The organism is Geofilum rubicundum JCM 15548, from assembly GCF_000974365.1.
Classification (GTDB): Bacteria; Bacteroidota; Bacteroidia; order Bacteroidales; family Marinilabiliaceae; genus Geofilum; species Geofilum rubicundum.
In genome coordinates this window covers 1-12,943 of record NZ_BAZW01000078.1, presented here as the reverse complement: position 1 = coordinate 12,943, position 12,943 = coordinate 1, and the positions used below count along the sequence as shown (strand labels likewise).

Annotated in this window: 8 protein-coding genes; 2 read left to right on the top strand and 6 right to left on the bottom strand. The window is 48.0% G+C overall.

Going from position 1 to position 12,943, the window contains the following annotated elements; translation table 11 throughout:
* Positions 1–283: 283 nt before the first annotated feature.
* Complete coding sequence (locus tag JCM15548_RS18830) at positions 284–5,656, bottom strand: T9SS type A sorting domain-containing protein (RefSeq protein ID WP_062128536.1); 5,373 nt, start codon at positions 5,654–5,656, stop codon at positions 284–286.
* A 174-nt stretch (positions 5,657–5,830) separates the two neighbouring features.
* Between JCM15548_RS18830 and JCM15548_RS18825 the strand changes: the two genes are divergently transcribed.
* Together JCM15548_RS18825 and tilS are read left to right on the top strand one after the other, a co-directional pair.
* The gene (locus JCM15548_RS18825; RefSeq protein ID WP_083985255.1) at positions 5,831–7,135 is read left to right on the top strand and encodes an anthranilate synthase component I family protein; all 1,305 of its coding nucleotides are present in this window, start codon (positions 5,831–5,833) and stop codon (positions 7,133–7,135) included.
* Positions 7,136–7,170: 35 nt separating this feature from the next.
* Positions 7,171–8,394 carry a tRNA lysidine(34) synthetase TilS gene (tilS, locus tag JCM15548_RS18820; protein WP_227626034.1) on the top strand — a complete coding sequence of 408 codons (1,224 nt, stop codon included), beginning with the start codon at positions 7,171–7,173 and terminating at the stop codon, positions 8,392–8,394.
* A 171-nt stretch (positions 8,395–8,565) separates the two neighbouring features.
* On the opposite strand, the gene JCM15548_RS18815 is transcribed toward tilS, so the two are convergent.
* From JCM15548_RS18815 to JCM15548_RS24730, 5 genes are all read right to left on the bottom strand, one after another.
* Positions 8,566–9,342, bottom strand: coding sequence for a prephenate dehydrogenase (locus tag JCM15548_RS18815; protein WP_062128532.1), 777 nt, complete (start codon positions 9,340–9,342; stop codon positions 8,566–8,568).
* Positions 9,342–10,445, bottom strand: coding sequence for a bifunctional 3-deoxy-7-phosphoheptulonate synthase/chorismate mutase type II (locus tag JCM15548_RS18810; protein WP_062128529.1), 1,104 nt, complete (start codon positions 10,443–10,445; stop codon positions 9,342–9,344). Before JCM15548_RS18810 ends, JCM15548_RS18815 begins: the two co-directional genes overlap by 1 nt.
* Before the next feature lie 3 nt (positions 10,446–10,448).
* Positions 10,449–11,612 (bottom strand): pyridoxal phosphate-dependent aminotransferase, encoded by a 1,164-nt coding sequence (locus JCM15548_RS18805; protein WP_062128527.1) that lies wholly within the window; start codon positions 11,610–11,612, stop codon positions 10,449–10,451.
* Between the two features lie 49 nt (positions 11,613–11,661).
* Positions 11,662–12,576, bottom strand: a complete 915-nt coding sequence (locus tag JCM15548_RS18800) for a prephenate dehydratase (RefSeq protein ID WP_227626033.1) — start codon at positions 12,574–12,576, stop codon at positions 11,662–11,664.
* 120 nt (positions 12,577–12,696) lie between these two features.
* Positions 12,697–12,943, bottom strand: a 247-nt coding sequence (locus tag JCM15548_RS24730; protein WP_227626032.1) for a hypothetical protein, incomplete at its 5' end; no start/stop codon positions are given.

Sequence of the window (12,943 nt, the reverse complement as noted above, 5' to 3'; positions counted from 1 at the left end):
CGACTTCCAAAAAGGGAATCCGGGCATTTTTGGTGATCAGACTTAAAATTTTCTTATCGAGATTGTCAATTTGCACGTTAGGTTCCATATTGAAAATAAGTAATGTAACAATTTATAAGTATCAGACGACTTCTATATCGGATTTGAATACGAATTTAAAATATTTAGATCAATATACAAATAAATTATCACTTTTTTGTTATAACAATTTAACAGCACTTATCTATGGATAACAAATTATAAGCAGTAACAGCAGTTAAACCGCCCCATTCCCGTATAGAATTTATTTCACCAAAATCTTGTCCAACCAATACCTTTGGGCTTCATCACTCAGACGAACCACATAAAAACCTTTCTGAAAGCCACTTACATCGATCATTAAAGGGGTATTGGACCGGAAATTCTTTTCTATCATTTTACGCCCGCCCATATCAAAAACAACAATCGATCCAGCATGCACTAAGTCGGGTATTTCTATATGGATGGAGGCTACGCCATCATCCACGGGATTGGGCCAGACAACCAGACCATTTTCATCGTGGTTGAAATCTGATAACCCACTCGGATTCAAAATGGAGAAAGCGTAGTATTCTGACCAGTCCATACTCCCTTCAGCCGTAACGGCCCTGACACGCCATCGGATGGCATCAGCAGGTTTCAGGTTGATGATGGATTGCCGCATTAAAGCAATGCCGGTGATCACCTGAAAAGCGCCTTCATTTATTCGGTACTCCATTTCATAGCCAATGATGCCATCTGGTTGACCGGATGCCCAAACCCATTCAACGGTAACACTGGTCACATCACCGGAAAACTCCGTTCCATTGGCGGGGTATTCGGCAACAGGCGCCTCCAAATCAACATCCACACTGCCTTCATAGGGTCCAATGTCAATACCACTTCCAACCACCCGGCCATGGCCGCCAAAATCCCTGTTGAGCCATAGCGGTGTAATACTTGCATCCCCGGCGTCCAACGCCGGAGAGCCTTTCTTCAGTCGGTAGTCCAAAGCGGCCACATCCATCAAAGAAGGATCGGTATTCATATTTCCGGTACCACCGTAACCTCCCTCCACAATGGAATGCGCCACAGCAGGTCCGAAGAACGAAGCACCACCACTACCGGCACTGTTGTTCCAGGCGATGGAGTTGTGCACCAGGACGTACTGACCTAAGACCGCCCCACCGTAAAAACCGGCACTGTTGTTGTGCCACAGACAATTGTAAAAGCGCAATTCACCAAGCGCACTCACGGCTCCTCCGTTGGCACCGGCCATGTTGTTGGTAAAAATAACATTGCCAAATTCGGCTTCGGAAGCCGCATCCGATAAAACCGCAGCACCTGAACCGGAAGTAACATGGTGGCGGAACCATGTGTTCATGATAACAGGAGCGGCGTATTCAAGCAACAGTCCACCCCCGCCTGTGGAGCCGGAATTACCGGCTTCAATAACCAAGCCATCTATCAAAAGATTCTTAATGGGTACGGCAGAAGTTCCCTTGGCTGTTAGCACGTGATAGGTATTATCTGCAGCATCATTCACAACCCCGATATCTCCACTGATGATGGTCTTGTTTTGCACCCAATCGCGCTCTTCCAAAGCAGTCTCTGTTCCACTAAAGCCTCCATAAATGCGGATACCATCCACCAACTCAAAAGTAGCCGTTCTGTCGCTGGTACCGGTGGGATAATAAGTGCCCTTTTCCAGCCAAAGCTCATCTGTTTCTGCAGCCATAAATAAAGCCTCATGAAGCGAGGTCGCATCGGTCCAGGAAGTACCGTTTCCGCTACCATTCGGTTTGACGTAAAGGGGATGACCACGGGCGACACGAAACTGGGCGGGGGCCGACCAGCGTCTGCTTCCATCCTGGTGGATGCTGTACAAACGCCACCAGACTTTATCTAAAAAAGAAAGTCCTGTCAATAAATATTTGAAGTCCGTAATGTTCTCAACAAGCACCTCATCGCCCCCATTGATTCGATACATGAGCGAATAATGCGCTACGTCGGCCGGCACTTCATAGGGCCATCGCCATTCAAGAAAAACGTTGTCCCCTTCCAGAGCAATGGCCGCTCCATTAGAGGGTTTATCAGGTACGGCGGCATCTGTACCGCCTTCAAAAAGGCCAACATCTATGTGGTCGCCCTGCACTCTGGGGCCATTGGAAAAATCAACAGACAGCCATCCGGGAACCGCTTCTGCACCGGCATCCAAAGCCGGTGAAGCGGGGTTCAATCTAAAATCGAAATATTCCTCATCAATGAAAAGCGGATTATCTGTCAGGCTGTTGGTTCCCGTACCGTCTTCCACGAGGGAATGATTAACATTCACATTTCGGAAATGGTTACTCAGCAGTTGGGCAGTATTGTTTCTGAAAACAGAATTATAGATGGCAGTGGCATTATTGGTAGTGGCATAAACGGCACCGCCCCATTGACCGGCATAATTGTCGTACCACACACAGTTGTATATCGCGCCGTCGGCGTCGGTATATAAGGCACCTCCGTTTTTATCGGCCGCGTTGCCGTAAAAGAGCACATTGCCCAGACGGGGTGAGGAATTGCCCCGAATAGAAAGTGCGCCCCCGTTAATGCCATAATTATGGGCCAAAGTGACATTGATAATCGCCGGAGAGGCATGGTTCAGATACAGGCCACCCCCTTCTCCATTTGTATTGATATTGAGGCTGGCATAGCCCTGCTCAATCATCAACCCATTCAACAGGGTGGCATTACTGAGCGGAGCACTCACCTGTCCTACCATACGGACCACATGAAAGGAATTGTCGGTGGACACCGTCGGATCTCCAATCTGACCGCTGAGCACGGTTGGATGATCGGCCGGATTTCTTTGGGACAGCTCCGTTTCGGTACCACTAAATCCACCGTAAAGTCGCACCCCGTCCTTTACTTCAAAGGCGATGGCCCGGTCGGCACCTTCTGTAGGTGTGTAAACACCTTCAGCTATCCAAAGCTCATCACCAAAGACGGATGCCTTAAGGGCGGCCTGTAAACCGGCCGCATCGGTCCAGGACTCCCCACTACCGGAAGCCCCTTCTTTAACGTAAACGGGTTGTCCACGACCAACATAAAATACCGAATAAGGGGAATAGTAGATCCCCGATTCACTGGTAACCACCGCCAGACGCCAGGTGACCTTATCGGCAGGGGAAAAACCGGTGATGGCTTGGGACAACTGCGAGGCGTCAATACCACTTACCATGGACACAGGGCCTCCATCAACAGAGAATTCCAGTCGGTAGGAGCTCACATCAGCGGGGATGGCAACCAGCCATTCCCATTCGAGTAAGACCTCTGTATCCAAGGGCGAAAGCACGGCATTATGAACTGGCGAGACAGGAAAGGGAGTGGGTTTGCCACCCTCAAAAACGCCCAAATCGACCTGCAGCCCCTGCACCCGCGCAACACCGGCAAAATCCTTCAAGGTTCCGGCGGGTAAGAGTCCGCTGCTTCCGGCATCCACACAAGGCGAGGCCTGGTTGATTCTAAAGTCGTTGCTCTCCGGGTTTAAAAACAAGGGATCTTCCAGCAGCATGTTGATGCCGGGATATCCACCTTCGGCCAGGGTATTCCGGGCCTCCACGGCATAGAACTGAGCATTGGACGGAGCGCTGTTGCCCCAGGCTATGGAGTTATTCACCGCCACAAAAGTAGTCGCCGAGGCATTGTCCACCGCCCCTCCTCTGTCACCCGTCGAATTACCATAAAACACGCAATTGGTAAAAACCATGCGCTTTTCGGCCCTGACAGCACCGCCATAGCGAACAGAAGTATTGTTACTAAAGATGGTATTGAAGAACTCAGGGGAAGAATGGGCATTGCCATAAACAGCTCCCCCATTGTAGGCATAATTATCTCTCAACCAAACATTGGCAAAGGTCACCGAGGCATGGATCAACTTAACACCAGCGCCAAAACCGGTCATTTCAGAAGAATAACCTTTTTCAATAACCACCCCATCCACAATCGTCGCAGCGGTAATTGGATGATCCGTACTTCCTTCAGCGATCAAAACATGGCGTGAATTGTCGGTAGGATCACTCAAAGACCCCAGATTACCACTCAAAAAGGTTCGGTTGATATACCAGTCCCTTTGCTCACGCGAAGTCTCAGTCCCTGCAAAACCACCATAAATCTGAACGCCTTCCTTAAGAATGAAGGACGCATTTCTATCGCTGCCCGTTGTTGGTTTATAAGTACCTTGCGCCAACCACAGCTCATCGCCGGTAATGTAGTTATTTAATGCACTCTGCAAATTGGTGGCATCCGACCAGGACTGTCCGCTTCCGGCGCCATTGCTTTTCACGAAGACCGGTCCCGAACGTTTAATATAGAAAACCGACCAATCGGACCAGCTCCGGTGACCGGACATGTCCACCCCGGCTACGCGCCACTCAATGCTCCCCGAGCCGCTGAGAGCAAGTTCCCAGGAGCTTCCGTCCAAGCCGCCTACAAGCGGCTGAAGCACGCCATTGACCTTATATTCAATCTCATGCCCCACCACAGAAGCAGGAAGCCCGCCGTTCCACTCCCACTCCAGCACAACCGAAGCGGTGGATGCCTCAAAAACAGATGCATCGATGGGTGCTATCATTTCAGGCGACTGCACCACCCCTTCAAATGGCCCCCGATCCACGGTGCCCTGAATGCGGACCTTGTTCAAATAATCGCTTGTCAACCAGACAGGTGTTAGGGCATTGTTGCCACTTTCTGCAGCTGGAGAACCCGGGTTCAGCCTAAAATCGAGCTGCCAGGCATCATGAAACTGCGGATTGGTATCCAGATTGCCTTCACCGGCATGTCCGCCTTCAATAATGGAGTAAGAAATGGCAGCCCCACTGACGGAACCGCCTGTTGGCTGGGTATTGCCCCAAATAATGGAATTATAAATGGAAGCGCTGGCCGAGGTAAATGTAGCCGCAGCCTCAGAAGTATCACTGGAATTTCCATACCACAAACAATGGTAAAAGGTCATGGCTCCTTCTGCATATACGCCTCCTCCGACCGAATAGGAAACATTGCCTGTAAAAATCACATTGGCGAAAGTGGCGGCCGATGTCGTGGTTCCATAAACAGCTCCACCCATGGCGCCATAATTATTTCTAAGCCAAACATTCTGAACCAAAGGAGAAGCATAATCGAGGTACAGACCTCCGCCTGAATTGAGATTCAGGGCGTAACCATCCTCAATAATAAATCCATCCATTACAGTCGAGGAGGTAATGGGGGCACCGGAAGTTCCTATCCCCTTAACCACAAAATAAGTGTTATCTGTTTTAGAAACCTGATCACCTATATTCCCGCTTAAAGTGGTCATGTGAATGGCGTGATTGCGATCGGCCCGGAGGCTTTCATTTCCGCTGAAGCCGCCATACAATTGAACCCCGTCCTTCAATACAAAAGAAATGTTACGATCGGTCCCTGCGGTCGGTTTATAAACACCTTCTGCCACCCAGATCTCATCACCGGAGACGGCATTATCAAGGGCGTCTTGAAGACTGTTGTAAACAGGATTTTTTCCTTGCCAGACACTACTGGCAGAGCCGGGCTTTACATATATAACTTCGGCAGTAGTGGCCAAAAATGTAAAAAGGCCCAGGACCATCATCAAAATGGACCGGTAAATCTTCTCCATGGGTTATGCTTTTCTTTCACAAAATACCTAATTTATACGAATAAGGGGTGTTTGAGTTTCATAATTGGTCAAGTAAAGGCGACTGTTAATCTATCATCCCGCGTGTTTTATCCAATTCACATCATTTTACACAGACATTTTGATTCAAGAAGCAGACACACTAAATTTGCACCCATGCGAAAATGGATTCCTATTGACTGTAGCGACCAGGAGGTGATGCTTGCCCGATTTATTCATTTAACCGGGGAGTATGAGCAAGCCATCATCTTAACGGATCAGCTGGAGGGACAAATAGCCAGTTATAAAAGTCTGAAGAGCCTTGAATTATTGGCCGGCTTTGGAGCTTTGCATCAATTTGACGGCGCCTTTTCTGAACTGAGTAAGGAAGTGGCAGAAAAGGACTGGTACCTGGGCTTTCTCAGCTACGACTTAAAGGACGAACTGCATCCCCTTCCATCGCATGCCGACGCCCCGCGCATTGATTTTCCAAAACTGTGGTTCTTCAGACCTCAATGGCTGATTAAAGCAGCTCATGGAGAGTGTCTGCTTGGTTATGATCCTCAGTGTGACAATGAAGAAACGGCCAGGCAGTTTCTTCAACATATGCATTCAATACAACTTCAGGAAGCAACATCCCATCAAAAGACTGAGCTGCAGCCATCTGTTTCGGAATCGGACTATATCCGCACGGTCGAGGCCATCCAGGACCATATTCACCGGGGAGATATCTACGAAATCAATTTTTGTATGGAGTTCACGGCTGAAAACAGTGACATCCATCCCCAGCAGACTTTTCTGAGTATTTTGAAACAAACCGCCATGCCGTTTTCGGCCTTTGTAAAAAAAGGCCGCAAATACGTCCTCTCCGCCTCCCCTGAACGCTATCTAAAGAAGACAGGCCGGCAGATTGTCAGTATGCCCATGAAGGGGACTGCACCCAGAGGTGCGGATAAGGAAGCGGACAGCATCAACCTGCATAAGCTGACGCACTCTGTGAAGGAACGGGCAGAAAACATCATGATAACCGACCTGGTGCGCAACGACCTCTCCATGGTCGCACAAAAAGGGACCGTTGAGGTAATTGAGCTTTGCGGCGCCTACCCTTTTCCCCATGTATTTCAGGTAGTCTCAACGGTGGAAGCCACTTTGAAAAAGGAAGGGGACTGGGCTGATGCCATTGCGGCCACCTTTCCAATGGGTTCCATGACGGGCGCCCCAAAGCATAGGGCGATGCAACTCATCGATCGCTTTGAGAATCACCAAAGGGGCCTCTTCTCAGGTGCCATTGGCTATATTACCCCTGAAAAGGATTTTGATTTTAGCGTGGTCATTCGCACCTTACTCTATGATGAAGCGGCCAAAAGCCTGTCCTATTCTGCCGGAAGTGCCATCACCGCCCTTTCGGATCCCGGTCAGGAGTACAAGGAGTGCCTGCTGAAAGCTGCCACGGTCAGAAATATTCTGGCAGGAACTGTGTAACATTTTTTTTAGTTGTTTATCAACCGGTATATACCATGAAGTCTACAGAAGCGAGCATTTTCGACAAATTCCGTACTTATATGACCGACCGTTGCGGTGTGCCTACGGGTGAAAGGATATTGGTGGGCATCAGCGGTGGTGCCGACTCGGTGGCCTTGTTGCACCTGCTGCTTCAAAATGGGTTCCCCTGCGTGGCAGCCCATTGCAATTTTTCGCTGCGCGGTGAGGAATCTGATGAGGATGAACGGTTTGTAAAAGACCTATGTCATCGCTGGAAGGTGGAATGGCATACCATAAAATTTGATACCCGGGCACATAGCAAAGCCCACAAGCTTTCCATCGAAATGGCTGCCCGCGAATTACGCTACCAGTGGTTCGAACAGTTGTTGGATCAGACCGACACGAAGTTTCTGGCCACCGGGCACCATGGGAGTGATGCCATCGAGACCTTCTTTTTGAATCTGGTCCGGGGTACCGGCATTAAGGGGCTCACAGGCATCTCCTGGCGCAACAAACATATCATCAGGCCTTTGCTGGCAGCATCTGCCGGTGAGGTGCTCGACTATTGCCAAAGCAATGAATTGGTCTTCCGGACCGATTCCAGCAATCTGGAAACGCACTATCAGCGCAATAAAATCAGACATCAGATTGTTCCGCTGCTGGAAGAGCTGAATCCTTCCTTTTTCGAAACCATGCAGAACAACATGACCCACTTGCGGGAAGCGGGACAGGTTTTTGCCAGCGAAATTCAAAGGGTGAAGGAAGAGATGGTGGCGGAAACCGAAAACGCCTTGCTGATTCCCATCCGGCTCATCAGCGAACATCCGCAAAAATACACCATGTTGTACGAAATTTTGCGCCCTTATGGTTTCCCGGGTCAGATAACTGGCAGTATCATTGAAAGTCTGAACGGCATTCCCGGCAAACAGTTCTTCTCGGCTACACACCGTCTGGTCATCGACCGCTTCAATTTGATTTTAGTCCCACAAGACCTCGCAGAAGCGGAGACCTACACCATAGAAGGGGGACAAGCCGCCATCGACCATCCACTCCAAATAACCTTGCGCACCTTTGAAAAGCCCGGCGATTACCGCTTTTCCAAAGACCTCTGGAAAGCGCATCTGGATGCCGACCTCATTGACTTTCCGTTGACCATTCGCAAAATGCAGCCAGGCGACAAGTTCCAGCCACTGGGCATGCAGCAGTTCAAAAAAATAAGCGACTTTTTTTGTAGACCAAAAAATGTCGCTTATAGATAAGGAAAAAGCCTGGCTCTTAACCAATGGCTTTGATATTATATGGGTGATGGGACAACGGATAGACAACCGCTACAAAATAACCCCCACCACCAAAACATATTGGAAATAATACTGTCCGATCAGGCAGGTTCGGCCGGATCGTCGGTTCACGCTTCGGATAAACCCTAAGACTTAACCCTCCACATTGCTTCGGACACGTCCCAGAAACCCCTGAAGTCCCTCTGTATCCCTTGCATTGATCAGTTCCAGAAGGTCCTTCAACTCCTTACGAATTTGCTCTACCTGTCCCACCGTGTGCGGATTAAACAGAATTTCTGTCAAGAGATAATCGTCCTCCGATAAAAGTCCTTTGGCAATGTCCATGTGCTTTCTAAAGGTGGTACCGGGTGCATCCTGCTTTTTCATACAAGCGGCAAACACCAGAGTGGATGAAAAAGGAATGGACAATGAATAGGCAATGGTTTCATCGTGCTCATCAAATGAATACTGATGAATGTTCAATCCCAAAGATCCAAAGAAATCTTTAAAAAAGGCCTTACCCATGTGGTCGGACTCCGTTATTATTATGGCATGGTGCTCACTCAAATCCTTCAGATTGGCAAAGGTAGGTCCAAACATCGGATGGGTAGAGACAAAGCGCCTTCCCGACTTTTTGTAAAAATCCTGAAACCCGGTCTTGACCGAAGCTATATCACAAAGGATACAACTTTCGGGCAAAAAGGGCAAAACGGCTTCAAAGGCCTGAATGGTATATTTAAGGTTTACACTGTTAATCAGCAACTCGGGGGAAAAAGCCTGAATTTCATCAAAAGTGGTGAGGCGCTGCGTATTGAACACATAGCGCAGACGCTCCTTATCCACATCAAAAATGGCTACTTCGTGCTGCAGGCACAGGGCATCAGTCAGCCATGTCCCCATTTTTCCTGCGCCAAGAACACAAATTCTCATTACTTACCCTCCTTGGACTTAAGTTCCTTATTCATAATGGCGCTCTGACAGCTAATGGACTCTTCGTGAATGGATTCAAATATTTTGATGGCAAAATCAGCGTCCAAACCACGGCTGACAGCTCTATCTGTGCGGTCTTTCATGATTTCATCGTAGCGTCGCGACTGAAGAATCGTAATATTGTTCTCATGCTTGTACTTACCAATGGCCTCCGAAATTTTCATACGCTCCTTAAGAACATCCAACAAGCTATTATCTAACTGGTCAATTTTCTTACGCAATTCATCCAGCGCATTACGGGGTGTATCACCAATCGATGGACGACGCAGTACCAGCGCATCCAACACCTTCTTTAAATCCTCCGGGGTCAATTGTTGAGAAGCATCACTCCACGCCTTCTCTGGATTATAATGCGATTCAATGATCAAACCATCGAAGTTAAGATCCATGGCTTCCTGACTGATATCGGCAATCAACTCGCGCTTACCGCCAATGTGGCTGGGATCGGTGATAATGGGCAACTCAGGAATACGACGGTGCAATTCAATAGGAATCTGCCACTGCGGATGGTTGCGAAACTCTGTTTTATCGTAGGTACTGAAGCCCCGGTGAATGGCCGCCAATTGCGTAATGCCGGCACCGTTGATACGCTCGAGTGCCCCAATCCACAATTCCAGATCGGGGTTGACCGGGTTTTTAACAAAAACGGGGATATTCACTCCTTTTAGGGCATCGGCGACCTCTTGCACGGCAAAAGGGTTGGCTGAGGTACGGGCACCCACCCACATCATATCAACACCATGCTTTATGGCTTCATACACGTGGTGAGCCGTGGCCACTTCCACGCCAATGAACATGCCGGTTTCTTCCTTTACTTTTTTCAACCAGGGCAGACCTATAGAGCCAACGCCTTCAAAGGCACCGGGACGGGTGCGTGGCTTCCAAATTCCGGCGCGAAAGACTTTCACGCCCATGGCCGCCAAAAGGCGTGCGGTAGACAGGGTTTGCTCTTCTGTCTCGGCACTGCAAGGCCCTGCTATGATCATCGGACGCTTTAAGTCAACACCCGGAAATTTAATCGGTTCAAGTTTTAATTGTGACATGGCTTATTGTATTTCTAGTTGTTTTATTCTTCTAATCGATTCTTCTAATAAGGCTTCACTGGCGCACAACGAAATGCGAATGTATGGCTCACCATTGCTGCCAAAAATAAAACCGGGAGTGATAAACACATGGGCCTTATCGAGCACCAAATCACTGATTTCCTGGCCATTTTTAAAGCGGTCGGGTATTTTGGCCCAGACAAACAATCCCACTTGATGGCGATCATAGGTACATTGAAGCGTATCCATGATTTGAAAGACCAGGTCTCTGCGACGCGCATATACGGCGTTGACCTCATCATACCATTCCGTATCCAGCTCCAGCGCTTTGGCTGCAGCTTCCTGCATGGGCCGGAACATGCCCGAATCCATATTGCTTTTAACGCGGAGAATATACTGAACAAACTCTGCCTTACCCGCCACCATGCCGATTCTCCACCCGGCCATATTGTGCGATTTACTCAAAGAGTTCAATTCGATGGCCGTTTCTTTGGCACCGTCCACAGATAACAAACTGGAAGGCCGGGGGTTCAAAACAAAACTGTAGGGATTGTCATTACAGATGAGGATATGGTGGCGCCGACCAAAAGCAATGAGCTCCTTCATAACCTCAGGTTGGGCTGCTGCACCGGTGGGCATATTCGGATAGTTGACCCACATGAGCTTCACCTTCGAAAGATCCTGCGACTCCAGTACCTTAAAATCAGGCTGCCAATCTGTTTCGGCCGTCAGGTCATAATACCTGCCAACTGCGCCCACCAAATTGGTTACGGCTGAATAGGTCGGATAACCGGGATTAGGCAATAAAACCTCATCCCCCGGATTCAGAAAGGCCATAGAAATGTGCATGATGGCCTCTTTGGAACCCATCATGGGAATGATTTCATTTTCCGGATTCAGATCTATTCCGTAACTCCGCTTGTACCAGTTAGCAAAGCCATTTCGCAAGGCAGGAATTCCAATATAGCTTTGATAACCATGGTTGGAGGCATTTTTGGCTGTTTCCCCAAGAGTCTCAATCACCTGCGAAGCAGGTGGTTGATCAGGGCTACCAATTCCCAGGTTAATGACATCTTTGCCTTCTTGCCTTAATTGGTCAATCTGCTTCAACTTAACTGAAAAATAGTATTCCTGAACAGTGCCAATTCTGTCTGCTGGTTTAATCATAACTTATATTTACTGATCAATTAACCTAATGACCTACTAACCTATTAACCTAACTATCTGTTGGTATGGATTCTGCTTTCTTGACGGACTGTCCCCCGTTGGTTTCATAAAGGGTATCCGCGGCCTCATATTCTCCCAGTACTCTGAATTTTTCACATAAGGGACGAATGGCATCCAGGGCTTGCCGATATCTTTGATAATCACTATAATCAACATCAATGTACATCAGATATTGCCACTCCTGCCCCACTATCGGCAGCGATTGTATTTTTGAAAGGTTGATGTTGTAAAAAGCAAGAATCGTCAACACTTTTGACAAACTGCCCTCTTCGTGAGGTACCGAAAAAACCATCGAAGCCTTATTGAGTCGACCTTCTTCCATTAATCGGGTATGCTCCGTGTTATCCGGTCGCCCAACCACCAAAAAACGGGTATAATTGTGCTTATTGGTCTCAATATCTTTGGCAATGATATCCAGTCCATACAATTTAGCCGCCAATCCTGAGGCAATGGCTGCGATACCCTTTAAACCATCTTCAGCAATCAGCTTGGCACTCAAAGCCGTATCTTCAGATTCAACCAGGCGAATGTGCGGATGCTCTCTGAAAAACATTTCACACTGCGCCAGAGCCATGGGATGAGAATGCACCTCCCGAATATCCGCAATGGTTTGACCCGGCAGTGCCATGAGCTGGTGCTTAATGCGCAACTTATGCTCTCCCAGTACGGACAGGCCTGAATCTTTCAGCAGGGTATAATTGGCCAAAAGACTGCCCACCAGGGTGTTTTCTATGGCCACCATGCCCAACATATCGACATGATCATTTACTTTCTGAAACAATTCACCGAAGGTCAAACAGGGTTCCAATGCAATTTCTTCCCTTCCAAAAAAGGCACGGGCTGCAATGTCATGATTGGCACCCGGCCAACCCTGAATGGCTACTGTTTTTATTGACTGACTCATCTGTTTGATATTTAGTTTTGGATGGGCATACATCGAAAGGCGCTATTCACCTTACCAGGAAAACCCAAAAACAAAAAATCCCGCCTTAATAAGGGCGGGATTTTGATTTATCTTGAATTCCTAAATTTCTTTCTGTTTAGGTAAACACATAACCCACCCCCCTTGGCCTTTAAACCAAAAAAAGAAGAAAAAGAAATAATAAAAATAGGAATAGCTTCTCATTTGTATTGTTTTATTGATGATGCAAAAATAGTGATAAATATCACATGAGCAACCCCTGCCGAAAAAAAAGAAGGCAATAGACCTGTTTTTTTTAAAACCGACACCAAAACGGGGAGATGACTTACTTTCTGTTATGGAAGGGAAG